Below are 25729 nucleotides of genomic sequence, written 5' to 3'. Positions count from 1 at the left end.
GAAAAAGGTGGTGCTGGCACCACCCCCGCGCCGCCGATGTGGCGGGCGTAGGGGATGAGTGAAAGAGTGGGGAATGTGGAGGATCATCGTCGTGCCGCCGAGCGTGTCCGTCAGGACCAGCGGCAGCGCGCCGCTCACCCGGCCGAACGCCGCTACGCCGCCGCCTATCATCTGGCGCACCTGGCGGAGTGGCGCGGCGGGGTCGACCTCCGCGAGGCCGCCCGGGCCGTTCTGGAGAGAGAGCGTGAATTGACGGCGGAAGACGACGGCGAGCCCGGTCTGTCGGGCCGCACCTTCCAGGTGACCACCCACCGTCGTGAGGGCGACGTGGTCATCGTGGTCCAGGGCGAGATCGACGCCCTGGCCGAACCGGCGTTCCACGACTACGTCCGGGAGCGTTCCGGCGAGCGGGTGGTCTTCGACCTCGCGGGCCTGACCTTCATCGACAGCGGGGGCCTCCAGGTCCTCCTCGACGCCCACCGCCGGGGACCGGCCGCCTACTGCGCCCTGACCCCGCGGGTGGCCCGCCTGTTCGACCTCCTCGGCCTGCGAACCCGGCTGAAGGTCTACGACTCCGTCGACGAGGCCTTCGCCCGGTAGCGTCGCGCGTCCTGCTCCGGCAGGCCCTCGTAGGCGCGCGGCACGACGTTCCCCACCGGAGCCGCATCGGATCACGTCACAGGCATGCGAGCCGGGCGCGTCCGCCGCAGCCCGATCGCGCAGTTCCGGCGCGAAAGGGAAAGGCCCCGTGACCGCCGTCACGAGGCCTCTCCGGCCGGTCACACCGGTCACACCGGGCAGGTGCTGCGGTACTCCTCGATCGCCAGGCCGCTCGGGCCGGGGCAGATGAACTGGCTGTAGCGGGTGTCCTCGTCGACCCAGCGCTTGAGCCAGGCGACGAACTGCTTGGCGAACGGGGTGTTGGTGGTCTGGGGGAAGAAGTGGCTGGCGCCGTTCAGCTCCAGGTACGCCTTCTCCGTCTGCGTGATGCTGTTGTAGAACGGGCTGGCGTGCGTCGTCGGGGAGGCGACGCTGTCGCTCTCGCCCGCCACGATCAGGGTGGGGACACGGACCGAACCCCAGGTCTTGTCGGTGTTCCACGGCGCGATCGGCACGGCGGCCTTCAGTGACGGCCGGTCTTCGGCGGCGTGGAGGGTGCCGCCGCCGCCCATCGAGTGGCCGGCGACCGCGAGGCGGTTGCGGTCGATGCGGCTGCGTACCGTCGTGGAGCTGCTGTTGACCAGGTAGTCGAGGGCGGCCAGGAGCTGGTTGCCGCGGCTTGAGGGCTGGTCGAGGGTCGAGTTGGTCTCGATGCCGATGACGACGAAGCCGTGCGAGGCGATGCGCGGGCCTAACCACTCCAGGCTCGACCACCGGGCGGTGTAGCCGGGGGAGATGGCGATCGCGCCGAAGGTGCCCTGGCTGGTGTCGGTCGGGTAGTAGATCGTGCCGCCGCCGAAGCCGGAGACGAGCGACGAGACGCTCGTGGTGGCGACGGAGAACGGGCCGCGCGAGGCCTCCAGGATCGTGTCGGTGGGGTTCGGGCCGCGCTCGAACCCGGCGGCCTGCGCCGAGGGGGCGAAGGTGACGGCGGTCCCGGTCGCCAGGGTGAACGCGAGGGCGGCGGTGGCGACGCGGGACAGTCGGGAGGAGAAGTGGGGTCGCAAGGGGGTGTCTCCCGGTTCTCGGAAGAGCCGCTGGTGTTGCGGGCACGTTTCCGGCTCCGCACGACGGCCCTGTCGGAATTGCTGACTGCGCCATAGTCAGGAGCGAACCGGGGGTGGCGCATCGGCGAAATCACCGGTCGGGCGACGCCGGATGCGCACAAAGAAAAAGGAGCTATCCTGGTGAGTTGCGGCCCCAGGCTGCGCAAATCACATAGCTCCGTTGGAGAGGATAGCACTCGCGTGGCCAATCGTCAAGTGCTCGAATTGGAGCAGAGTCGGATCACCGAGCTCTACGACCGGCTCGACACCGTCCGGCGCCGGACGGCCGAGGCGCTCAGGGCCGAATACGCCAAGGGCACGTCGGGCGGCACCCACCAGGCGCGGGTCGAGCGCGAGGTGTCGGCCAAGGAGCACGCCCGGCGGCTGGCGCAGCTCAACGCGGTCGAGCGCGGCCTGTGCTTCGGGCGCATCGACGACGTCCTGGAGGAGACCCTCTACATCGGCCGCGTCGGCCTGCGCAACGACGACCACGAGACGATCCTGGTCGACTGGCGGGCCCCCGCCGCCCGGCCCTTCTACGCCGCCACCCCCTCCTTCCCCGGCACTCTGGTGCGCCGCCGCCACCTGCGGACCAGGGGCCGCACGGTGGTCGGCGTCGACGACGAGGTCTTCGACCTCGACCGTGAAGACGTCGACGGCGGCTTCGTCGGCGAGGCCGCCCTGCTGGCGGCACTCCGGCGCCGGCGCACCGGCCGGATGGGCGACGTCGTGGCCACCATCCAGACCGAGCAGGACCGGGTGATCCGGTCGGGCCTCCACGGCACCCTCGTCGTCGAGGGCGGCCCCGGCACCGGCAAGACCGTCGCCGCCCTCCACCGCGCCGCCTATCTCCTGTACGCCTACCGCGAGACCCTCGAACGCCGGGGTGTCCTGGTCGTCGGCCCCAACACGACCTTCCTGCGCTACATCAGCCAGGTGCTGCCCTCGCTGGGCGAGACCGACGTGGTGCTGGCCGGCGTCGGCGACCTGTTCCCCGGCGTCACCGCCACGGCCGACGACGAGCCGTTCCAGGCCGTCATCAAGGGCGACCTCGGCATGGTGGATGCGGTCGCGCGGGCGGTGGCCGACCGGCAGCGGGTGCCCGAGGGCGACCTGGAGATCCACGTCGACGGGATGGACCTGGTGGTCCCGCACCACCTCTGCGTCCAGGCCCGCGACCGGGCCCGCAGGTCGGGCCGTCCTCACAACGTGGCCCGCAAGCTGATGGTCCTCGACCTGCTGCGCGCGCTGGCGATCGACGAGACGGCCAAACTCGACCGGCCCGCCGACGACGACGAACTGGCGTACATCAGGAAGGTCCTCTGGCACGAACCCCCGGTCAGGGCGGCGATCGACGCCCTGTGGCCGGTCGTCAGCCCGCAGGAGCTCGTGCGCGGGATGCTCGGCAAGTCGCCCGGCGATCCGTGGACGACCGGTGACGTCCCCCTGCTCGACGAGGCCGCCGAACTGCTCGGCGACGAGCCGGGCCCGGCCCGGCACGACGACGACCGGGCGGAGCAGGAGCTGTTCGCCCGCGAGGTGCTCACCGTCACCGGGGTCGAGGAGGTCGAGGCGGCGCTGCTGGCCGACTGGAACGCCACCCCGGGCGAGGAGGTCACCACCGCCCAGCGGGCCGAGCGCGACCGCAAGTGGGTCTACGGCCATGTGATCGTGGACGAGGCCCAGGAGCTCTCCGCGATGGCCTGGCGCATGATCATGCGGCGCATCCCGACCCGCTCGATGACCATCGTCGGCGACATCGGCCAGACCGGCTCCCCGGCCGGCGCGACGAGCTGGGGCGAGATGCTCGACCAGTACGTCTCCTGGCGCGGGGAGCGCCTCACGGTCAACTACCGCACCCCCAAGGACGTCATGGACGCCGCCGCCGAGGTACTGAAGGAGGTCGCCCCCGACCAGGAACCCCCGATTTCGGTACGGCCCCCCGAGGGGCCGCCGCGGGTGGTCCGGACCTCCCCGGCCGGGCTGAACGACGTGCTCAGGGCGGAGATCGCCGCCGCGGCCGACGACCTGCTCGCCGACGGGGAGGGCCGCCTGGCGATCATCACGTCCGGTGAACGCCATGCGGAAGTCGCGTCGCTGGTCCCGGAAGCCGTTACGCTCGATCCGCTGGACTCCCCGGTGGCGCTGCTGACCGTGACGACCTCAAAAGGGCTCGAATTCGACGGCGTCATCGTGTTGTGGCCCGAGGAACTGGCCGGTCGCGACCTCTACGTGGCGATGACCAGGGCGACCCGCCGCCTGGTGCTGATCCATGAGCGAGAACTGCCGCCACCGCTCGCGGGACTCGCTAAATAAGACTATCCTTGTAGGAAATACCGGGAGGCGACATGGGGCGGACGGAAGCCGACACGCCGGTCACCGCGGCGATCCACGCCGCCCGGTGGATCCGCGAAGCCGCCGTCGACGACGACCACGGCCACCACTGGCTCGCCAACCCCGACCCCGGCGGACGCTCCGCCAACGCCGGCCACTCCGCCGGCCTCTATTCGGGCGCCGCCGGGATCGTCCTGTTCTACCTGGAACTGGCCGCCGCGACCGGCGACCAGTCCTACCTCGACGACGCCCTCGCCGGGGCCGACCACCTGGTCACCGTCTCGGGCACGATCACCGACCCGACCTTCTACCACGGCCTGATGGGCCTGGTCTTCGCGCTCACCGAGTCCTACTGGGCCACCGGCGACGCCACCCACCAGGTGGCGGCCGAGCGCATCGCCGAGCGGGTGCTCGCCGCGCAGCGGCCGTCCAGAGAGGGCCTGACCTGGACCGGCGACGTGTCGCAGCGCGGCGACGGCGGCATCGCCCTCGGCCTGCTCCACATCGCCGGCATGCTCGGCCGCGACGACCTCGAAGAGGTCGCCATCATGACCGGCCGCACCATCGCCGGCCAGGTCGTGCCCGGCCACCAGTTCGGCGGCGAGGGCCGCGACCTCCCGGTCGACGCGGTGACGCCCGGTTTCCTCTCCGGCACGGCCGGATCGGGCTTCCTGATGGCCCGCCTCTACGGCGTGACCGGCGACGGCATGTTCCTCGCGGCGGCCCGCCGGGCGGCCGACTTCGTCCGGATGGTCAGCTCCGTCAGCGACAAGTGCGCCCTGGTGCCCCACCACGTGCCCCACGCGCGGGCGCTCAACTACCTGGGCTTCTGCTCCGGCTCGGCCGGGGTGGCCCGGCTGTTCCACGAGCTCCACCGGGTGACCGGCGACCCCGGCGACCTCGACTGGGTCGAGCGCCTGGCCCGCGGCGTCATCAACAGCGGCGTCCCCGAGCGCCGCAGCGAGGGCTACTGGAACGTGGCATGCCAGTGTTGCGGCTCGGCCGGGCTGATCGAGTTCTTCGTCGGCCTGTGGGCGGCGACGGGCACCCGCGAATACCTCGACGTGGCGGGCGAACTGGGCGACGACCTGATCGAGCGGGCCACCCGCGACGACGGGCGGGGGATGCGCTGGTACCAGGCCTACCGGCGGCTGCGGCCCCACGAGATCACGGCCGACACGGGCTACATGGTGGGGGCGGCGGGCATCGGCGCGGCGCTGCTGCATCTCGCCGCCGCGCGCGAGGGACGGGACGCCCGGCGGGTGATCCTGCTGCCGGACAACCCGTTCCCGGCGATCCCGGTCCCGGCCGACTCCCTCTAGACACGCGTTGACGCCCGGGGGGAGGGGCGTCCTCCCTCCTCCCGGGCGCCGGTCACGTGGTCCGAGCTACGAGCCGTACACCTCGAACTCGGACAGTTGCGCCGCCGGCCAGCCGGTGTTGCCGGTGACGTTCAGGCGCAGGTAGCGCTGACTGCTCGCGGTGAACGTGATGGTCACCGTGTTGCCGCTCGCCGGGTTGAAGACCCGGCCGGCCGAGGCCGAGAGCGTGGTCCACGTCGAGTTGTCCTGCGAGCCCAGGACCGACAGGGTCTGGGTGCGGGTCGCCCAGGCCGTCGCGGGGGGCAGCTTCAGGACGACCCGGCCGACCGAGCGGTTCTGGCCGAGGTCGACGGTGATCGTCTGGGGGAAGGCGTTGTTGGTGCTCTCCCAGTAGCTGTCGGCGTTGCCGTCGACCGCGTTGCCGGGGCCGTAGTTCTGGGCGACGCCACTGGCGGTGGCCGGGCGGCCCTGCGCCAGGTTCCCCGTCGGCTGCGGCGAGGAGGAGGGTGACGGGGAGGGCGACGGTGACGGGTTCGAGCCCGGGGTGCCGTAGACCTCGACCGCCGAGAGCTGCGCGGCCGGCCAGCCGGTGTTGCCCGTCACGACGACACGCAGGTGGCGGACGGTCGCGGGGGTGGTGTTGATGGACACCGTGTTCCCCGTGGCCGGGTTGAAGGTGCGCCCCGCCGAAGCGGAGAGCGTCGTCCACGACGAGTTGTCGGTCGAGCCCTCGACGGCGATGGTCTGGGTGCGGGTGTTCCAGGCCGTCGCGGGCGGCAGCTTCAGGTCCACACGCTGGACGTTGACCGGTGCGCACAGGTCGACGGTCAGCGTCTGCGGGAAGGTGTTGTTGGTGCTCTCCCAGTACGTGTCGGCGTTCCCGTCGACCGCGTTCTGCGGCGTGAACGACTGGTTCTGGCTGGTCGCCGTGGCCGTCTTGTGCCGCGCCAGGTCACCGGTGCCGGGGTCGCAGGCCGGCGGGCTGGGGGAGGGCGACGGGCTGGTGGGGGGAGACGGGCTGGGCGAGGGGCTGGGGTTGCCCCCGCCGCCGCCCGGATAGATGTAGTTCGGGTTCGGCCAGGTCCCGGTGCAGGTCGTGCTGCTCGGGGACCAGCCCGAGTTGCCGCCCAGGTCGGTCGCCACGAACGAGCCGCCCACGCAGTTGTGGATCGCCGTCCCGGCGCCGAGGTAGGACGCGCGCACGTTCTCGAACGTCGTCCGGGCGCCGGACTGGGCCTGGATCATGTACGTGCCGGTGCCGGCGATGTTGACGTTCTTGAAGTTGACGGTCTGGGTGCTGCCCTCGATGAAGTGGATGGCGGCGTACGAGCTGTCGATGATGTCGGTGTCGGTCACGTTGATCGTGGCGTTGACCGGCTCGTTGAGGCCGGAGAACCAGATCGCGCCGACGCCGAAGCGCCAGTTGTAGTCGTTGTTGCCGGTCCGGATCAGGGTGTTCCTGGCCACCGTGTGGGTGCCCGCGACCGCGGTGCCCTGGCCGGAGTTCACGCCCGGATAGCGGTTGGCGATGTGGATGCCGCCGCCGTTGGTCAGCGTGTCGGAGACCACGTTGTCGGTGATCTTTATGTCGCGGCCGCCGTAGGTGACGATGTTGTTGGCCAGGATCGGCGCGATCACCGTGTTGAAGCTGAAGGTGTTGTTGACGTTGGCCATCCGGTCGGGCCACATGGCCAGGCCGTCGTCGCCGCTGTTGCGGACGAAGGTGTTGGTCACCGTCGAGTTGGTCACGCCGGTGTGGAAGTTCACGCCGTCGGCGATCTGGTCGACGATCCTGCTGTTGCGGATGACGAAGTTGTTCATGGGGCCGTCCATCCAGGCCCCGACCTTCGTGTTCTCCATCCAGACGTTGTCGATGACCGAGTCGGTCATCGCGCCGCCGAAGGCGTTCACCTGGTCGTCGTCCACCCGTTCGCGGATGTCGCCGTGGATGTGCAGGTCGCGGACGACCACGTTGCGGCTGGGGCCGCCGGCCTCGTGGGGGCGGATGCCGCCCTGGTAGCCGCCGCCGGTGACGTACTTGCCGTAGATGCCGACCGCGCGGTTGCGCTGGGTCGGGTGGCGGCCGGTCAGCTTGGTGTGCCAGGGGCCGGCGCCGCGCAGCGTGACCCCGTCGACCACGACGTGGTCCCAGAGGGTGTACGTGCCCTCGGGGACGTACACCTCCTTGCCCTGGGCCCGGCCCGCGTCGACCGCCGCCTGGAAGGCCGCGGTGGAGTCGGTCGACGAGTTGCGGGCGGCGCCGAACTCGTCGACCGACAGCGAGCCGGCCGGCCTCTGGATCGCCGCGGGGGCGACCTCGAAGTCGGCCACGTCCACCGTGATGGGGGTGTTCGACTGGGCCTGGACGCGGATCTTCGTGCCGGCCTGGTAGGTCTGGCCGAGAAGGGTCTGGGTCTCGTCGTAGAAGTGGTGGGGGTTGGTGTCACCCGGGTTGTTGTTGAACGGGTAGCCGCCGTAGAACCAGCTGTACACCGAGGTCAGGGAGATGTCCTTGAGCTTGGCGCCGCCGACGCGGATGTCGGCGTTGATCGTCTGGCCCTGGCCGCCGTTCGCGTCGGGGATGCTGTAGCGCACCGTCATCGCGTTGGCGGGCTTGGTCAGGGTGAACTCGACGTACTCGCCCGGCGAGTCGATCGTCACGGCCCGGCGGCCGGAGGCCTCGGAGGGGAGCGTCGTGTAGATGCGGCTGGGCCCGATGACGGTGCCGTTGTGGGCGACGTCCTCGGCCTCGAACTCGGTGAACGGGACGGTCGCGCCGCGGCCCGGGACGCCCCACACGGAGTCGGCCGAGGCGGCCGCGGCGGCGGTGCCGGAGAGACTGGGGACGGCCACCACGCCCGCCGCGATCAGGGCGGCACTCGCGAGGGCGGCGGACAGACGACGTGATCGGATTACCGATTCAGGCATCGGCGGACCCTTCTGTCAGGTGCGGGCCCGCGCCGCCGCCGGGGGGTCGGCGGGTGACACGGGCCTGAGGGGTGCTCGCCACCTCCGTCGCGATCGGTGGTGTCGAGATGAGCACACCATAGGATGGCCAACAGAAGTCCGCAATATTTCAACTTGATTTCGCAAAAGCACTCGTCGGGTGACGTCTGACAGGACCTGACCTCTGTGGTCATGCGGTCAGGGCTGCCCCACGTGCCCGTGTTTGCTCTCCGACGAGACCGCTGAGCTGGTCTTTTGGGGTCTCGGGCGGGTCCGGTACGCAAAATTTCGCCCGGCCGGTCAAAGGCCGGAGGTGTGTAACGTTCATGTGTCCCAGAGCCGGTGTAAAGAACACGTAAGCGCGCGTATCTCCTCGCAAACGATCGTTTTCCGGTCACCACCTGGCGTGTTGGTCGACGGGAGGGGATTCCATGATCGTGACCCGAGGTGTGGAAAACGCTCTCATGGCGAGTTGGCATCGGCGGAATGCAAGCAGGTTGCGTTCCTTGGGCGTATGATTTGCGCTGTGACACGTCGACTTGCAGAAGTGGCGAAGAAAGTCGGAGTCAGCGAGGCGACCGTCAGCCGAGTGCTGAACGGCAAGCCGGGCGTCTCCGACGCGACCCGCGCGGCCGTGCTGACCGCCCTTGACGTCCTCGGCTACGAGCGCCCGACGCAGCTCCGGGGAGAGCGCGCCCGCTTGGTCGGCCTGGTCCTGCCCGAACTGGGCAACCCCATATTCCCGGCCCTGGCCGAGGTCGTCGGCGGCGCCCTGGCGCAGCGCGGCTTCACCCCGGTGTTGTGCACCCGCACGGCGGGCGGGCTCTCCGAGGCCGACTACGTCGAGATGCTCCTGGAGCAGCAGGTCTCCGGAGTGGTCTTCGCGGGCGGTCACTACATGGAGGCCGACGCCCCCCACGAGCACTACCTCCGGCTGCTCGACATCGGCCTGCCGGTCGTCCTGGTGAACGCCGCGAGCGACAACCTCGACTTCCCGCGCGTCTCCACCGACGACGCGGTCGCGGTGGAACAGGCCTTCAGTCACCTGGTCTCGCTCGGCCACGAGCGGCTGGGCATAGTGCTGGGCCCCGACGACCACATCCCCTCGCGCCGCAAGCTGGCGGCGATCAACGCGGCGGCCGAGAAGGCCGGCCTCGCCGAGATCGCGGTCGAGCACGCCATGTTCTCCCTTGAGGGCGGCCAGGCCGTGACCAACCGGCTGATCCGGCTCGGCGTCACCGGCATCATCTGCGCCTCCGACCCCCTGGCGCTTGGCGCGATCCGGGCGGTCCGCCGGATGGGCATGTCGGTGCCCGAAGACGTCTCGGTGGTCGGCTTCGACGACTCCAACTTCATGAACTGCACCAACCCGCCGCTGACCACGGTCCGCCAGCCGATCGAGGCGATCGGCCGCGCCGCCGTCACGTTGCTGGTGAACCAGATCGACGGCACCCCCGTCACGGCGGAGGAACTGCTCTACGAACCGGAGCTGGTCGTCCGGGGCTCCACCGGCCCAGCCAAGATCGGCGTCGGCGTCGGCGTCGCGGTCTGACGCTCCCCGCACCGAACCACGAAGCCCCGCCTTCCTCGGAAGGCGGGGCTTTTTGCATGCTTCCCCCAGGAGAGTCGTTCCAGTTCATCTGATCGTCGACTCCATGCGTGCTGACAGGAGCTTGTTTGCGGCTGTTTCCCGATGTCTGACTGGAACGGTCATGGCTCTGTCAGGCATCATCTCAAGCATGACAGCACGCCGAGAGCGACCATCAAGGCAGGTCATCTCTGTGACCTGCGGCTTCTTGTTTCAAGGATGTTCGCTGCGTTGCACTGTCACTTTTTTGCATCTTGAGTACATGACTCTTGCTAGACCTTGTTCGTCTCTGTATGTTTCTCGCAACCGGTAACACGAAGCGGACTCGTAACTCCACCTTCATCGATCGGGCCTTCGGGGGGCTCGTTCCGGAACTTGCCAGACGGACAGGTGCTCTCAAGGTGTCGTGGTTGGCCACGGCAGGAGGGAATCATTGATGCAATCCCGTAAAATCGCGACGTTGCTGGCCGTGGCGGGGCTAGCCCTCGCCGCCGCGGCGTGTGGCTCGGAGGAGACCCCGGCCCCGGCCGCCAACCCCTCCAGCGGCGGTTCGGCCGCCCCCGCCGCCGAGAACGCTCCTGTGACGATCAGCGTCGGCTGCCAGCCTCCGAAGACGAACCCGAAGGAACGCGCGCAGTGGGACGCGGACGTCACCGCGTTCCAGGCGAAGTTCCCCTACATCACGATCGAGAGCAAGGACGCGTTCCCCTGCATCGTTCCTGAGACCTTCCAGGCCAAGCTCGCCGGCGGCCAGATGGAAGACCTGTTCTACGTCTACTACACCGACGCCGCCCGCATCATCGGGGCCGGCCAGGCCGCCGACATCACGCCCTACCTGAGCGAGGCCCCGCACATCGCGGAGGTCCGCCCCGACGTGAAGAGCGTGTTCGAGTCGGGCGGCAAGACCTACGGCGTGCCGCGCACCAACTACGCCACCGGCCTGGTCTACAACCGCGCGCTGTTCACCCAGGCGGGCCTCAACCCGGACATGCCGCCCAAGACCTGGGCCGAGGTCCAGGACGCCGCCAAGAAGATCGCCGGGCTCGGCTCCGGCTACGTCGGCTTCGGCGAGTACTCCGCCGGCAACACCGGCGGCTGGCACTTCACCTCGTCGATCTACGCCCGCGGCGGCGCGATCGTGAGCGAGGACGGCAAGACGGCCGCCTTCAACAGCGAGCAGGGCAAGGCCGTGCTGGAGAACCTCCGCAAGATGCGGTGGGACGACAACAGCATGGGCACCAAGCAGCTCCACCGCTGGGAAGACCTCATGCGGATGATGGGCTCCGGCAAGCTGGGCATGATGATCGGCGCCCCCGACGTCGTCCAGGCCGTCAACAACGACTTCAAGGGCAAGTTCGAGGACTACGGCGTGACCGCCCTCCCCGAGTCGACCCAGTCGCTGTCCGGCGGCGACGGCTACATGTTCAACGCGAAGGCCACCCCCGACCAGATCAAGGCCGGTCTGAAGTGGCTGGAGTTCAAGTTCCTCACCCCGGGCCAGGGCCAGTTCGACTACGCCCGCAACAAGGCCGACGGCCTGCCCACGGGCCTGCCCCTCACCGACCTGTACGGCAGCGCCGCCCCCGGCGCCCAGATCCAGGCCGACCGGGAGGCGAACGCGAACGTCCCGACGGAGCACTTCGCCCCGTACGTCGAGGGCACCAAGTCGGTGACCTTCAAGCTGGAGCCGCCGAAGGCCCAGGAGATCTACGCCATCCTCGACACCCCGATGTCGGCGGTCCTGACGCGCCAGGACGCCAACATCGACGAGTTGCTGGCGGACGCGGAAGAGAAGGTCAACAAGCTGCTGGCAGCGGGCTGACCTGAAGTTCGGGGGCCGGTCGCAGGGCCGGCCCCCGATAGTCACGTTGAGATTGTGAGCGCAAACCGATGACGACTCTCTCCGCGAAGGACGTCCGGCCGCCCCGGCAGCGGCCCCCCGGAGCCCTGCGACGCTCGGTGAGCCGGAACCTCACGGCCTACGGCTTCCTCTCCGGGGCGCTGATCTGCTTCGCGTTCTTCTCCTGGATCCCGATGGTCCGGGAGTTCATCCTGTCCTTCCAGAAGACCAACTTCGTGAACTCGACGGAGTGGGTCGGCCTGGACAACTTCCGCACCGTCCTGGACGACCCGGCCTTCATCTCCGCCTGGGTCAACACCGCGATCTTCACCCTGCTGGCGCTGGTCTTCGGCTACATCGTGCCGTTCGTGTTCGCGGTCGTCCTGAACGAGCTCCGGCACGCCCAGGGCTACCTCCGCCTGATCGTCTACCTGCCGGTGATGTTGCCGCCCGCCGTGGCGGTGCTGCTGTTCAAGTGGTTCTACGACCCGGGCGCCGGCCTGTTCAACCAGGCCCTCGGCGTGGTCGGCATCCCCCCGCTGAGCTGGCTCGACTCGACCACGACCGCCCTGCCCTCGCTCGTCATCGTCTCCACGTGGATGAACCTCGGGACCGGCACGCTGATCTACCTCGCGGCCCTCCAGAGCATCCCCAGCGAGCTCTACGAGGCGGCCGAGCTCGACGGCGCGGGCCTGTTCAAGCGCGTGTGGCACATCACGATCCCGCAGACGCGGCTGATCCTGCTCGTCATGCTGCTGCTCCAGATCGTGGCGACCATGCAGGTCTTCATCGAGCCCTTCCTGCTGACCGGCGGCGGCCCCGAGAACGCGACCGTGACCGTGGCCTACCTGATGTACCAGTACGCGTTCAGCTTCGGGAACTTCGGCGGCGGCGGCGCCCTCGGGCTGATGCTGATGCTCGTCCTCATCGTCTTCTCCGCCTTCTACCTGCGCGTCTCGCGCGACCGTACCTAGCCGAGACCGGCAGAGAGGAGGAACACCGATGTCGCAGAGCACCGTCCAGCGGCCCGTCAGGGCCGTGCCGGACAGCCCGCCCCCGCCGAAGCACACGCGGCGGCGCCGGAAGACGAAGGAACGGCCCCAGCAGTTCCGCGGCCTGGTGTCGCCGCACACCTTGACCACCCGGCGCGGGAAGATCGTCTACTGGACCGTCCTGACGTTCGTGATCACCGGGTTCACGCTCGCCTTCGTGTTCCCGCTGTACTGGATGGTCACCGGCGCGATGAAGTCGCCCGACGAACTCGTCGCGGTGCCGCCGAGCTTCTTCCCGGAGGAGCTGAACTTCTCGGTGTACGCCGAGGCGTGGGAACTGCTCGACCTCGGCGTGTTCCTGAAGAACACCCTGATCTACGCGGCCGGCGCCTGGTTCTTCACGCTGACCTTCGACGTGGCGGCGGCGTACGCGTTGTCGAAGCTGCGGCCGGTGTTCGGCAAGGTGGTCCTGGCGCTGGTCCTGTCGACGTTGATGATCCCGCCGATGGTGATCCTGCTGCCGGCCTACCTGAGCGTGGTGGAGCTGCCGATATTCGGGTGGAACCTGCTGAACACCCCGTGGGCGATCTGGTTGCCCGCGGCGGCCAACGGGTTCTTCATCTTCCTGCTCAAGCGGTTCTTCGACTCGATCCCGCGTGAGCTGCTCGAAGCCGCCCAGATCGACGGCGCGTCGCCGATGCGTATCCTCTGGTCGGTGGTCCTTCCGGTGTCCCGGCCGATCCTCGGGGTGGTCTCCATCCTGGCGGTGGTCAACGTCTGGAAGGACTTCGTCTGGCCGCTGCTGGTCCTGCCGGACAGCGAGAAGATGTCGATCAGCGTCGGCATCTCCTCTCTTTCGGCCCAGATGCCGCAGAACGTCCTGATCGCGGCTCTCGTCATCGCGAGCATCCCGGCGATCCTGGTGTTCCTGGTGTTCCAGCGCAGCATCATGGCCGGTCTGACGGCGGGAAGCCTAAAAGGCTGACCCCGCCGCCCACTCTCCAATAAAGCCTAAGGAGTTGTTCCAGCATGCCCGAAACGTGGTGGCGGGGGGCCGCGATCTACCAGGTCTACCTGCGCAGCTTCGCCGATGGAAACGGCGACGGCATCGGCGACCTCACCGGTCTGCGCAGCCGCCTGGCCTACCTGGCCGACCTCGGGATCAACGCCGTGTGGCTGAATCCCTGGTATCCGTCGCCGATGGCGGACGGCGGCTACGACGTGGCCGACTACCGGGCCATCGAGCCGTCGTTCGGTGACCTGGAGGAGGCGGAGAGGTTCATCGAGGAGGCCCACGAGCTGGGCATCAAGGTGATCATCGACGTCGTCCCGAACCACCACTCCGACCAGAGCGAATGGTTCAAGGCGGCGCTGGCGGCCGGGCCCGGCTCACCGGAACGGGAACGTTTCTGGTTCCGCGACGAGCCCGGCGACTGGAAGTCGATCTTCGGTGGCCCGGCGTGGACCCAGGTGCCCGACGGCCAGTGGTACCTGCACCTGTTCGCGCCCGAGCAGCCCGACTTCAACTGGACCAACCCGGAGGTCCACCAGGAGTTCCACGACGTCCTGCGGTTCTGGTTCGACCGCGGCGTCGACGGCATCCGGATCGACTCGGCGGCCGTGCTGGTCAAGAACTTCGAGGGCGGCGACCCCGACGGCTACACCGACCTGCCCGAGGTGCACGACGTCTACCGGAGCTGGCGGCGGCTGGCCGACACCGAGTACACCGACCGCATCTTCATCGGCGAGGTCTGGTTCCCCGACCAGGAGCGGTTCGCCCGCTACCTGCGCCCCGACGAGCTGCACACCGCGTTCAACTTCGACTTCCTGGCCGCGCCCTGGGAGCCCGCCGCGCTGCGCGCCTCGATCACCCAGACGCTGGAGACCCACCTGCCGCTGGGCGCGCCCCCCACGTGGGTGTTGTCGAACCACGACGTGACCCGCGTGGTGACCCGCTACGGCCGCGAGATCACCTCCTGGGACCACGGCGCCCGCCGCGACGGTTTCCCGTCGGACCTGGAACTCGGCTACCGCCGGGCCAGGGCGGCGGCGCTGCTGGCCATGGCCCTGCCCGGTGGCGTGTACGTCTACCAGGGCGAGGAACTGGGCCTGCCGGAGGTCGACGACATCCCCGGCGAGCTGCGCCAGGACCCGATGTGGATCCGCTCCGAGCACACCGTGCCGGGCCGCGACGGCTGCCGGGTGCCGCTGCCGTGGTCGGGCCAGGAGAAGCCGTTCGGGTTCGGCACGGGCGAACCGTGGCTCCCCCAGCCGGCCGACTGGAACAAGCTGACCGTCGAGGCGCAGAGCGAGGACCTCGGCTCGATGCTGACCCTCTACCGTTCCGGCCTGAGGCTGCGCCGCGAACTGCTCGGCGACGGCACCCTGACCTGGTGCGAGTCGCGCGACGACGTGCTCGCCTTCCAGCGCGAGTCGGGCCTGGTCTGCGTCGTGAACCTGGGCGCCGAACCCGCGCCGCTGCCCCCGCACACCGAGGTGCTGCTGGCCAGCGGCCCGCTGGAGGGCGACGAGCTGCCCTCCGACACGGCCGTCTGGCTGCGCTGAGAACCCGGGCCCGTGACCGCTTGTGGGAAGGCGGTCACGGGCCCGCCTCAAACGGGGGCTGACATGGCACTGATCGAGGCCGAGAGGCTGGAGAAGCGTTATCCGGGGACCGATTTCACCGCGGTCGCCGGCATCGGGTTCCGGGTCGAACGCGGGGAGGCCTTCGGCTTCCTCGGGCCGAACGGGGCCGGGAAGTCGTCGACGATGCGGATGCTGGCGTGCGTGTCGCAGCCCAGCGGCGGACGCCTGCGCATCCTCGGCGAGGACCCCGTCACCCACGGCCGGGCCTTACGGGCCCGGCTCGGCGTGGTCCCGCAGGACGACGCGCTCGACCTGCAACTGACGGTCCGCGAGAACCTGATCGTGTACGGCCTGTACTTCGGCCTCTCCCTGCGGCACATGCGGGCCAGGAGCGCCGAACTGCTGGAGTTCGCCCAGCTCGCCGACAAGGCGGGCGAGCGGGTCGAACACCTCTCCGGCGGCATGCGGCGCCGCCTCACGATCGCCCGCTCACTGGTCAACGACCCGGAGATCCTGCTGCTCGACGAGCCGACCACCGGCCTCGACCCGCAGGCCCGGCACATCCTGTGGGACCGCCTGTTCCGCCTGAAGAGCGCCGGCGTGACCCTGATCCTCACCACCCACTACATGGACGAGGCCGAGCAGCTCTGCGACCGCCTGGTCATCATGGACAAGGGCCTGATCGCCGACGAGGGCACGCCGCGCGAGCTGATCGACCGCCACGTGACGCGCGAGGTCCTGGAACTGCGCTTCCCGCCCGGGGAGCAGGAGCAGGCGGCCGGGAAACTGGGCGGCGACGTGGAGGTCCTCCCCGACCGCCTGCTGTGCTACGCCGACGACGGCGACGCCGTGCTGGCCCGCGTGACCGAGGTGGGCCTGCGCCCGCTGACCGCGCTGGTCCGGCGGGCCACGCTGGAGGACGTCTTCCTCCGCCTCACCGGCCGATCGCTGACCGACTGATGACCGGGTGCTCTGCCCAGGCGGGGGTGGGCCGATGCTCCGCGCCTTGACCTATTGGTTGTTCCGATACCGCCGGACGTTGCAGGGCACCGTCGTCGTCTCGGCGGCGAACCCGCAGCTGTTCCTGCTGGCCATCGGGGCCGGGCTCGGGTCGCCCGTGCAAGGCGACGTCGAGGGCGTGCCCTACCTGCAGTTCTTCGCGCGGGGGATGCTGGCCGCCGCGGGGTACCGGCGGATGATCTGGGCCACGTAGTTCAGCGTTGAACGCGACAAATCGACCGCGGCACGATAGAAACAGCATCCGAAGCTCCTGGTGGTGCGGATGGATTGTGGTGATCAACCCGTCTACCAGGGGCTTCGCTACGTCACGGGGCGAACTTCGGCATCGCGATCATGCTGTGGCCACCTCGCCCGCCACAGAGGATGAAAATGCTCTATGCATCCTTTGCTCGCAAATGAGACATGCGCATTTATTCGGGAATGATACCCAGCAGCCCCTGCGATGAAAACCAGTCGCGGTCGAGAAATCGCCCACTGACTCTTCCCAGGACACATAGATACTCTTCTAGCTGCCCTTCTAGTGATTTAAGGTCATATCTCAGATCCTCCCAGTGAATGCGATATTCTTCCTCATCGTAGATGGTTCCATCCCATACGCCATCGTGAATGTAAGAGAGTTCATCGATTTCTCCTATGTCGTAGATGCATGAGACATCGAAAACGCGCTGGCCGCCTAGGCTGAGGGCCTCCGGAGATGACCTGAATCCGTTGAGGTAAAGAACCAGGGACCAGCCGGGAGCAAGGCGGGTAATCCAAGCCCGCTGCGACCCCCCGGACTTATAACCGTAAAATTCCATGGCAGCCTGGAAGTCGCACGCGACTGTCGTCTCCGCTTCGATGTGCAGCCGCCGGGCCACCTCGCCGATGTCTTCGATGCTGACCCATTGGGCCATGAAGAAGCCATGGAGTCCGTGTTCAAGTAGGAGACCCTGTTGATTTTCGGCAGGAAAGGCATTCATGGAAAATATCCAGATTCTGTACGACGACGGTGAGAGAAAAGCGGGCGAGAAGTTTAACAATGCCACTTCTCGCCCGCCTCCTAGGGTGGGTTTATCTAGCGAATCTTAAGATTCGATGAGTACCCAGAATTTAGTGCCCCGCCCTACTCGAAATTGTGTATAGAACGTTTCGAGCGCCGACCCGTGGATGCTGTTTTGTCGGGCGTTTACAGCTCTCAGGGAAAAATTCCCTTGAGCATAAGCGGCTCCTTGGAGGGTTGACGCGAACGGGTACTCGTCGCAGGAGTTACCCATTCCCCTGGGTAGTTGGTCTGCCGTGTTCGGCGCACGATACTTTTCCGGCATATAGTATTTGCAGTAGTTTATGGACCAGGACTGGCGATCGCGCTCTTTCTCGCGAATCTCATATTCAACCTCGGTCGCCGGCGGGACCGATAGGGACGGCGGCAGAAGCCAGTGCATTTCCCTTGTCGTCCCCACATCCATATGCAGTTCTCTCTTGGAGAAATAATTTCTGTTGTAGTCATAAGTCGGGATTGTGCCTTCAGCGTTGGCCTCGGTCTTGGTTATGCCACGGGTCAGTGGTTTCCCTGCCGGGTTGTTGGCACCAGGAGCCCCCCAGTTGCCGGGAATCGCCTTGTTCTGCCCGCCTACTGGGAGGTATCTGCTGGGCGGATAACTTGGATCACCCCAATTATGGCCCGGCCGAAGCGGCGGAAAAGTCTGAGAGTTGCTGGGGTTCAGCGCTGCCTCAATATGCTCGATGACCTCGATGAATCTCGCGTCCCTGGACTTGGACATAACGAACACGCGCTTGGATCGAGTGTTGACACAGCCGCCGGTGTGGTCCGGGACATCGTCATTACCGGCACCGAAGGTCTTCCTGTCGCACCGGAAATTCGGCACCCATGTGAAATCATAGGGTTCTTCGCTGCCGTGGCGCCGCACGCCAATCGTCAGGCCGTCCTCGTCCTTGACCTCTTGGCTCCAGAGATTGAGGACCGTAATTCCGTCGTCTGTATGAAGCAGAAGGCTTGGCGTGAATGAACAGATCATTGTGCTGTTGGAGGGAACTGATGCGCTGATGAGGAACATCGCGTCAGGCGTGGAATACCATTCCGAAACATCCTTGTGCTTTGTTTCGTCATCAGGGTTACAATCACCATTACTGCCACTACGGGCGCCGGTCAACAGCCCTGCCGTGATGGGCAGGCCGCCCATCCTATTCCCTGAGAACTTAACCTCTCCACCGTCACTGTCATCGACGACTGCGAAGTCATCGAGACGGAGGAACATTTTCATGTTGATTGGCTTCAGGCCGCTTCCCGCGCCGTTGACCACGCTGTTGCCGGTCTTGTCGCCTAGGTAGCTATGAATAACCCATGTGGCGCGGAAGCGAAAAGCGTCGTCGTCATCGAATAGCTCCTCGACTTCCTCCCCTACATGTTCGGCGAACTTTGCGAGGACGTGGCTCCTCTTGTTCGCTTTCTTCATCTTGCCTGTCTCAGGATCGTATTCGTAGTCCTGGAGATAGAGGTAGGCGGACCAGCATGAGCTGTAAGGTAGCTCCTCGATACGAGCGTCATATTCGGCATAGTCAGTTCCGCGCGGGCTGACCCTGCAGTCCTCTAAGCTGGAGTGCTCATAGTCGAAGGTGCCGCCGGTAGTCGCGGCCGCAGTCCGATCCGCGGCCGCTCCGACCTGGGAGGGCTGGGAGTTTTCGGCCGGTGCCCGGGACAATGCCGACGCAGCTGTCCTTTGCTCCGGTTCCGCCTGGGCCTGCAGCCCGGCCGGTGCAGGACCGCCCAGGGTGAGTTTCCAGGAGTCGATTTTTCCGGTGTCGCCGGCGGCGTTGTCGTTGACGCGGAGTTTCCAGGTGCCGTTGATCGGCTCACTGGACAGGTTGACGGTATAGGTCTGATCGATGTTGTCCGTGTCGCCGCCGGTGCGGTTGTGCAGGGGGTACGTGCTGCCGTCGGGTGCGACCAGGTTGACTTGGAGGTCACCGATGTAGGTGTGGGCGATATGCACCTCCACAGTGGAGGTGGCCGAGGCGTTACCGGAGTAGCCCGACATCGTGATGGGGGATTCCACCGTGGCGTTGTCGGTGATGGAATAGTCGGTCCCATTGGTGCCGGTGGGATGGCCGATGGTAGTGAACGACCAACTGTGCGGGGCCATAATGTTGCCCGCGGCGTCCGTGGCGGCGCTCACGGCCACCGTGTACTTGGTGGCCGGGGTCCATGCCTGCGCGGGGGTAAAGGTCAGCACCTTGTTCTCGGCGTCCATCACGGCGTTACCCGCAACCAGCACATCCGCCGGATCCTTCACCGCAACCTGCGCCACCGACACTGGTTCGCTGAACGTGACCTTCACTGCGGTCGTGACCACCACCCCAGAGGACTCCGGCCCCGGAACGGTCTCGGTCACCGTCGGCGCCGTAGTGTCCGGCGGTGCCGTCGTGAACGACCAGCTATACGGGGCCGCCATCACGTTACCAGCGGCGTCCTTGGCACCGCTTACTTCAGCGGAGTACACGGTGTTCGGAGCCAGCGGCTGGCTGGGAATGAAGGTCAGGATCCTGGCGGTGCCGTCCATCGCCGATGTCCCAGGGATCGCTGCTCCCGCCGGATCCTCCAGAGTGATCTGAGCCTCAGAGATCAGTTCCCCAAAGGTCGCGCTAACCGCCGTAGTGACCGAAACGTCCGCCGCTCCCGTGGCAGGGTTCGTCGCAGTCACCGTCGGTGCCGTCGTGTCCGGCCCGCTGGTGGTGAACGACCACGTATACGGCTCCATGACGTTTTCCCACGCGTCGATCGCTTCCGACACATCAACGGTGTACCCCATGCCGGGGTGGAGCGGCTGTGTAGGGGTGAAGGTCGCGATCTTTCCGGTGCTGTCGATAGCGACGGCGCCCTGGACGTCGGCGCCCTGCACGGTCTTCACCGCGATCACGGGTTCGCCGACTTCTTCGGTGAACGTCACTTTGATCTGAGAGTCCAGGGGTACCTCGGTGGCATCGCTGGCCGGTTCGGTCGCCAGCACCCTCGGCGCTACCGTGTCTTCCCCCTCAGGATTGCTGGTGTCGCCATCGTCTTCAGCGGGATCGGGAGGAGAGAGGTTGTCGGTTCCAATGAAGGAGCCCTCACCGTCCCGATGCTGTTCGGTGGCGGTTACTTGCTCCTCGCTCATCGCCAGCGACTCAATGGACTCGGGTATCTCCGGGACGTACACCGACCTGGTGAGGGCTTCCTCGTATTCAGGAATCGAGGTGAGCGGCTCACGTGAGGAGATGACCACGGTCTCGCGGCGAAGCGGAGCCGGGGGTTCCACGAAGTCGATGGTGAGGATGGGCGGGTGGGGCTGGAACTTGCAGTCTTCCAGTGGCGACGTCCTGCAGCCGCCCGCCTCCTCCGAGGCGTAGCGCCGCCAGTTTCGCAATTCGGATTCGTTACCCGCGGTGAGCTGGATGCCGTGGTTGGTGGCACCGTTGACCCATGACTGGACGATTTCGTCGAGTGAGTGAGTCAGGTTCCAGGCATAGTTGCAGTCTTCGCTGTAGGCGCCGTACTCGGTGTCCGCGCCCGTACCGATGACGGACGGCTGGCTGTTCCAGGACAGCAGCATGTCATCCCAGGTGGAGGTGACCTGCCGCGCGGTGATGCCGGAACCGACCGACGTACCGCAGGTGTTGGACAGATGGTTCCACAGGTGCAGGTCGGCGTTGTCCACCGTGCTGCCCGCGAACTCGGCAGGGATGTTGGGGAACTTGAGGTAACCACGCCAGCGCTTGGCGACGCTGCTGGCGTAGGACTTGCCGACCACGACCTCGGGGTCGGAGAAGGTGTCCCAGCCCTCCTTGAGGTCGACATCATTGATGTAGACGTCCATGCCGGCGCCGACGCCGGTGTGGCTTTCGTACCAGTCAGAGGCCGCGGCAGTCATCGTCACCGGGTAGGTCGTCGCTGCATCAGCCAAGAACGCGGCATCCGGCGTGAATACCAGGGTCTTGCCGTCCTCGGCGAGAGTGACGGCGGCCCTGCCGATCTTGCCCGCATCGAGCGGCGCGCTCGCGTCGGCGGCCGTGGCGTCCTGCAGCAGTGTCGGCCGCACCTCGGTCAGCGTCTTGCCGTCCTTGCCCACGACGATGGGTCGGCCCGCGGCGTTCTTGCCGAAGGACATGCCCTTGGGCAGGTCGAACGGGACCCGGAAGGAGACCGAGCCGACGGGCCGTTCAGCGATGGTGATCTGCTGCCGGAACCCGGTCGCGTTCGCGATCACTACCAGGTCACGGCCCTTACCATAAGCAGACCGGTAGGTGGCGGTGTTGCCCTTCAGTGTGGGCTTGGGCAGTGTGCCGTCAGGGGCTTCGATCTCGGTGATGTCCTGAGCGGTCTTGCTCTTCAGCAGGACGGTGTCCGCGCCCGCCGACAGGGTCAGGTCACCCTGGATGGCCTTAGGTTTGATGACGCCGTCTTGCTCCACCAATGTGGTGTCGATTGGAGTGAAGCCCTCACCGCCGGCCTTCTTGACGCGCACGGGCTCGGTGGACAGCTCCACGCGCACGGTCTTGCCGTCTGGATTGGCGTAGATTGTGGTGCTCTCCGAGCGCAGCGACTCAATCTCGACGCGCCGGTTGTCCTTCTTGGCCTGCGCCAGCGCTTTGCCGATGGGGGTGGTCGGAGTAGTGGGGATGCTTGGCGGCGACGTTGCAGGGGTGGGTGTGGGCACCTGCGTGGGGATTGGGGTTGACGTGAGGCCTTGGGCGATTGCGGGCGCGCTCATCAGCGAGAGCGGCAGCGTCAGAGCCGTGATCAGGGCAGCGCGACGGCGCGTCTGAGCAGATAGGCCCGACGCTAATCGTGATGTGTTCACTCCAGCCTTTCGAACAGGCGTATGAAAACTGAATGATCATCACAGATGTCACAAGGTTATGTAAAGATTTTTCTCGATATCGAACAGATACATTGTTGTGGATCACAGTCCCCGTGCTGAGGCGCTCCAGACGGTCCACCTGGCGACCCGCGTCTTCTCGGAGTTCCGCGCTGGAGGGAAGCATGCCGTGTGGTTGTAGAGGGCTTCCTGGCTCTGGTCTCGATCGGTGATCGGCAGCACCATGAGGGCTGGAGCGCGCGGGAATCGGACAGGCCGACCAGGGAACCACGCCCAAAGTTGATCTTGCCGGGGTGCCCGAGGTCGCGTCGGTGGGCGGTCGGCACGGGGCGGGCGTCGGCGAGACGACCTCGGAAGAAGATCGTGTTCTCGCTGCCTACGCTGTTGAGCGTGGTGATCGGCCCTGAGCACTTGGCGCACCGCATCGTGCGGGTGTACTCGTGCTTGACGCTCCCGAACCGGGGCGCGCGGCAATATTCAAGCGATCCTCCGGACGAAGTCGGCGGCCAGGCCGGCGATGGCGGCGGCTTCGTAGGCGTGCCGGTTGTAGATGAGCTGGCCGCGCAGCGTCCCGTCGTGCGCCTCGCTGATCAGGATCTCCGGGGGGTGCAGGTCGGGGTCGTCGTCGGGCAGCGTCCACTCCATGATCGGCCCGGCCGGGACGGCGAACTCCTCTGACGGCACCCCCGGCAGGTGGGCCGGACGCCCCCAGCTCTCGAACCGGAAGTACGCCGGGAACGGCACCGCCGCGTGCAGGTGGCCCCAGTCGTGGAACTGCCGTTCGGCGGCGGCGAGCGACTCCCGCCGGACGTGGTCGACCACGTCGGGCAGCGCCCCCGACCCCGGGACGGTGATCAGGTTCCACCGGAACAGGCAGCCGACCGCGTTCTCGAACCCGGGCTTCGACCGCCCGCTGACCGGGGTGGCGACCACGAGTTCGGGGGCGCGGGCCCACGCGCCGAGGGTCAGCGCCCAGGCCGCCGCCAGCGTCATCGACACCGTGGCGCCCCGCGAGCGGGCCAGTTCGCGCACGTCCGGGACGTCGAAGTGGTGCGCGTCGGCCAGGTAGCGCCGGACGTCCCTGGCCCTCCCGGGCAGCCGCTCCAGCGACGCGGGAGCGTCCTTCAGGGCGGTCTCCCACCACACGCGGTGCCGTGTCCATTCGAGGCGTTCCCACGCCACCACCTCGCCGTAGGAGACGGCCGGGGGCAGCGGCGACGACGCGCCGTGCCGGAAGGCGGAGTAGAGCACGCCGAGCTCTCGCAACAGCACCGTGGCCGACCCGCCGTCGAACACCAGATGGTGGACGGAGACGACCAGCACGCACCCTTCGGGCAGCTCGATCACCTCGACCCGCAGCAGCGGCCCGTTCTCGACGTCGAACGGCGCCCGCACCCGCTCGGCCGCGAGCAGCGCCGCCTCGGCCTCGGTCGCGCGTCGATGGACGGCGATTGGAACTTCGAGAGACTCCAGCACCGGGCCGACGCCCGGGTCGCGGAAGACGGTCCGCAGGCTGTCGTGCCGCCGGACGAGCTCGGCCACCGCCCGGCCGAGGACGTCGAGGTCGAGGCCGCCGGGCACCCGCACCGCGACGTGCACGGGCGGCATGTGACGCCGCTCTCCGGAGGCGTGCATCCACCGCCACCAGTGGGCCTGCACTCCGGAGAGGGCGCCGTCCGCCAGAACCACGTCGTCGTCGCCCGCGGCGGTGGCGACGGCGTCGCGGATCTGTCCGGCCTGATGCGCCAGCACCGGCCGGTCGAAGGCGAAGGTCCCCTCGACGGGCACCCCGAACCTCTCGGCCACCCGCGCGGCGAGCTGGGCCGCCCGCAGCGAGTCCCCGCCGAGGGCGAAGAAGTCGTCGTCCGCGCTGGTCGCGGGCACCCCGAGCACCCCGGTCCACAAGCGGGCCAGGGCGCGCTCCTCGTCCGTCTCCAACGGCCGACCGGCCGGCTCGGCGACCGAGAACAACGCCCGCACCTCGGCCTTGACGACCTTGCCGAGCTCGTTGCGCGGCAACGCGTCGACGAAGACATAACGAGAGGGCACCTCATTGCGGGCGAGCCGCTGATGGAGAAAGGCACGCAGCCGGTCGGCGGTGAGAACCTGGTCACCGGAAACGAGTGCTTCCGAGGGGGCGCCGCCTGCTGTGAGCGCTTTCGGTCCGGTGTCACGTAATGCGGATGCCTTCGTGGCGTCGCCGCCTGATCTGAGCGCTTCGGCGAGCTGTTCTGTTCGTGGCGGCTTTCGGACCACCGCGCAGGCGATCATCTGGCCCATCGTGGGGTGCGGCAGCCCGACCACGGCCGCGTCGGCGACCGACGGGTGCTCGCGGACCGCCGCCTCGACCTGCGGCAGGGAGATCTTGAGGCCGCCCGACTTGACGACGTCGCTCTCCCGGCCGACCAGGTAGAGGTAGCCGTCGGCGTCCAGGCGGCCCAGGTCGCCCATCCGGGTCCAGCCGTTCCTGAAGGTCTTCGCGCTGGTCCCGGGGTCGCCGTAGTAGGTCCGCTGGGCGGCGGGGGCGCGCAGCCACACCTCGCCGACCTCACCCGGGGCCAGGGGCGTGCCCTCTTCGTCGGCGATCATCAGGTCGCCGCGGGCGGTCGCGCGGCCGACCGAGTCGGGGCGGCGGGGGTCGACGATCATCGTGGTCTGGGCGGGCACCGCCTCGGTCGAGGTGTAGTAGTTGACGATCGTGGCCTTCGGGAAGGCCTCCGGCAGGCCGGCCGCCACACGGGGCGGCAGCGCGTCGGCCGACGAGCTCAGCAGCACCACGCTCGACAGGTCGTGGCCGCGCCACGCCCCGGAGTCGAGGAGCTCGGTCGCCATCGCGGGCACCACGAACACCGTCCCGGCGCGGAACCTCTCGATGAGCCCGCAGAACCCGGCCGCGTCGAAGCGGGCCGCCACGACCGCCGCCGGATGCGCCGTCAGGGTGTTGACCAGCATCATCTGCCCGGCGTTGGTGCCGATCGGGAACGCGTGCAGGAAGTGCTCCGAGTGGCCGAAGGCCCGGAACGGGGGTCTCTCCGTGTGCCCCCAGGCCAGGTTGGCGTGGGTGGCCATGACGCCCTTCGGCGTCCCGGTCGTGCCCGAGGTGTAGAGGATCTGGGCGGGGTCGCCGGGGGAGAGGCCGACGTCGGGCACCCCCGAGCCCGACGGCGGTCCCCCCGGCGCCTCCGTCAGCACCCACCGGGCCGCGCAGTCGTCGGTCATCACCTTCAGGGTGGCGGCCGACTGCCGGGCGGACAGTGGCACGGCGACGCCACCGGCGCGCAAGACAGCCATGCAGGCGACGGCGAAATCCGCCCATCGGTCGTTATCGAAGAGCAGGCCGACCCGGTCGCCCCGTTGCAAGCCCTTGCCGAGCAGAGCATGTGCCCCGGAGTCGGCCTCCGCGTCCCATTCGCCGAACGTCAGCTCCCTGCCGTCTGCGCAGATCAGAGCAGTTCTGTCCGGTTGTTCGACGGCCCTCGCTCGAAGTAAGTGGGGGAGGGTCGCGGTCATGGGCCCACCTCTTCCGCGTCCGGCAGACGGTCG

15 protein-coding genes are annotated in these 25729 nt (G+C 67.8%); 10 read left to right on the top strand and 5 right to left on the bottom strand.

Annotation, left to right across the window (positions count from 1 at the left end):
• The first annotated feature begins 75 nt into the window (after positions 1-75).
• Positions 76-600: an STAS domain-containing protein gene (locus tag AW273_RS36400; protein WP_062350036.1), complete on the top strand. Its 525-nt coding sequence runs from the start codon at positions 76-78 to the stop codon at positions 598-600.
• Between the two features lie 188 nt (positions 601-788).
• Here the strand turns inward: AW273_RS36400 and AW273_RS20205 are convergent, their stop codons facing one another.
• The gene (locus tag AW273_RS20205; RefSeq protein ID WP_083949884.1) at positions 789-1667 is read right to left on the bottom strand and encodes an alpha/beta hydrolase family protein; all 879 of its coding nucleotides are present in this window, start codon (positions 1665-1667) and stop codon (positions 789-791) included.
• 240 nt (positions 1668-1907) lie between these two features.
• Here AW273_RS20205 and AW273_RS20200 point away from each other — a divergent pair, with 240 nt between their 5' ends.
• Complete coding sequence (locus AW273_RS20200) at positions 1908-4022, top strand: HelD family protein (RefSeq protein ID WP_232327514.1); 2115 nt, start codon at positions 1908-1910, stop codon at positions 4020-4022.
• A 32-nt stretch (positions 4023-4054) separates the two neighbouring features.
• The gene (locus AW273_RS20195; protein ID WP_062350033.1) at positions 4055-5362 is read left to right on the top strand and encodes a lanthionine synthetase LanC family protein; all 1308 of its coding nucleotides are present in this window, start codon (positions 4055-4057) and stop codon (positions 5360-5362) included.
• Positions 5363-5428: 66 nt separating this feature from the next.
• Here AW273_RS20195 and AW273_RS20190 read toward each other — a convergent pair whose 3' ends face one another.
• Entirely contained in the window at positions 5429-8290 is a 2862-nt protein-coding gene (locus AW273_RS20190; protein ID WP_062350031.1) for a galactose-binding domain-containing protein, read from the bottom strand.
• Between the two features lie 565 nt (positions 8291-8855).
• On the opposite strand from AW273_RS20190, the gene AW273_RS20185 reads away from it, so the two are divergent.
• The 7 genes from AW273_RS20185 to AW273_RS20155 all read left to right on the top strand — a co-directional run bounded on the left by AW273_RS20185 (position 8856) and on the right by AW273_RS20155 (position 16527).
• Positions 8856-9860: a LacI family DNA-binding transcriptional regulator gene (locus tag AW273_RS20185; RefSeq protein ID WP_062350028.1), complete on the top strand. Its 1005-nt coding sequence runs from the start codon at positions 8856-8858 to the stop codon at positions 9858-9860.
• A 472-nt stretch (positions 9861-10332) separates the two neighbouring features.
• On the top strand, positions 10333-11718 hold the full coding sequence (locus tag AW273_RS20180) for an ABC transporter substrate-binding protein (RefSeq protein WP_062350027.1): 1386 nt from the start codon (positions 10333-10335) through the stop codon (positions 11716-11718).
• Between the two features lie 68 nt (positions 11719-11786).
• Positions 11787-12710, top strand: a complete 924-nt coding sequence (locus AW273_RS20175) for a carbohydrate ABC transporter permease (protein WP_062350025.1) — start codon at positions 11787-11789, stop codon at positions 12708-12710.
• 28 nt (positions 12711-12738) lie between these two features.
• Positions 12739-13713: a carbohydrate ABC transporter permease gene (locus AW273_RS20170; RefSeq protein WP_083949881.1), complete on the top strand. Its 975-nt coding sequence runs from the start codon at positions 12739-12741 to the stop codon at positions 13711-13713.
• A gap of 44 nt (positions 13714-13757) precedes the next feature.
• Positions 13758-15293, top strand: a complete 1536-nt coding sequence (locus AW273_RS20165) for a glycoside hydrolase family 13 protein (protein ID WP_062350023.1) — start codon at positions 13758-13760, stop codon at positions 15291-15293.
• 63 nt (positions 15294-15356) lie between these two features.
• Positions 15357-16274, top strand: a complete 918-nt coding sequence (locus AW273_RS20160; protein ID WP_062350021.1) for an ABC transporter ATP-binding protein — start codon at positions 15357-15359, stop codon at positions 16272-16274.
• A gap of 34 nt (positions 16275-16308) precedes the next feature.
• Positions 16309-16527: a hypothetical protein gene (locus AW273_RS20155; protein WP_062350018.1), complete on the top strand. Its 219-nt coding sequence runs from the start codon at positions 16309-16311 to the stop codon at positions 16525-16527.
• A 217-nt stretch (positions 16528-16744) separates the two neighbouring features.
• On the opposite strand, the gene AW273_RS20150 is transcribed toward AW273_RS20155, so the two are convergent.
• The 3 genes from AW273_RS20150 to AW273_RS35805 all read right to left on the bottom strand — a co-directional run bounded on the left by AW273_RS20150 (position 16745) and on the right by AW273_RS35805 (position 25696).
• The gene (locus AW273_RS20150) at positions 16745-17359 is read right to left on the bottom strand and encodes a hypothetical protein (protein ID WP_157555967.1); all 615 of its coding nucleotides are present in this window, start codon (positions 17357-17359) and stop codon (positions 16745-16747) included.
• A gap of 39 nt (positions 17360-17398) precedes the next feature.
• Positions 17399-22168, bottom strand: a complete 4770-nt coding sequence (locus AW273_RS20145) for an Ig-like domain-containing protein (protein ID WP_157555965.1) — start codon at positions 22166-22168, stop codon at positions 17399-17401.
• A 495-nt stretch (positions 22169-22663) separates the two neighbouring features.
• On the bottom strand, positions 22664-25696 hold the full coding sequence (locus AW273_RS35805) for an AMP-binding protein (protein WP_063910034.1): 3033 nt from the start codon (positions 25694-25696) through the stop codon (positions 22664-22666).
• Between the last annotated feature and the right edge of the window lie 33 nt (positions 25697-25729).

The sequence above is a fragment of the Herbidospora yilanensis genome, from assembly GCF_001570565.1.
GTDB classification, from domain to species: domain Bacteria; phylum Actinomycetota; class Actinomycetes; order Streptosporangiales; family Streptosporangiaceae; genus Herbidospora; species Herbidospora yilanensis.
The sequence above is the reverse complement of the archived record's forward strand: the minus strand, read 5'-3'. Positions and strand labels throughout refer to the sequence as shown.

What these genes read in the sequence shown, in the direction of transcription:
- AW273_RS20195 (WP_062350033.1), top strand. Translation starts at nt 4,055, where the DNA reads ATGGGGCGGACGGAAGCCGACACGCCGGTCACCGCGGCGATCCACGCC.
- AW273_RS20190 (WP_062350031.1), bottom strand. Translation starts at nt 8,290, where the DNA reads ATGCCTGAATCGGTAATCCGATCACGTCGTCTGTCCGCCGCCCTCGCG.
- AW273_RS20180 (WP_062350027.1), top strand. Translation starts at nt 10,333, where the DNA reads ATGCAATCCCGTAAAATCGCGACGTTGCTGGCCGTGGCGGGGCTAGCC.
- AW273_RS20175 (WP_062350025.1), top strand. Translation starts at nt 11,787, where the DNA reads ATGACGACTCTCTCCGCGAAGGACGTCCGGCCGCCCCGGCAGCGGCCC.
- AW273_RS20170 (WP_083949881.1), top strand. Translation starts at nt 12,739, where the DNA reads ATGTCGCAGAGCACCGTCCAGCGGCCCGTCAGGGCCGTGCCGGACAGC.
- AW273_RS20165 (WP_062350023.1), top strand. Translation starts at nt 13,758, where the DNA reads ATGCCCGAAACGTGGTGGCGGGGGGCCGCGATCTACCAGGTCTACCTG.
- AW273_RS20160 (WP_062350021.1), top strand. Translation starts at nt 15,357, where the DNA reads ATGGCACTGATCGAGGCCGAGAGGCTGGAGAAGCGTTATCCGGGGACC.
- AW273_RS20155 (WP_062350018.1), top strand. Translation starts at nt 16,309, where the DNA reads ATGCTCCGCGCCTTGACCTATTGGTTGTTCCGATACCGCCGGACGTTG.
- AW273_RS35805 (WP_063910034.1), bottom strand. Translation starts at nt 25,696, where the DNA reads ATGACCGCGACCCTCCCCCACTTACTTCGAGCGAGGGCCGTCGAACAA.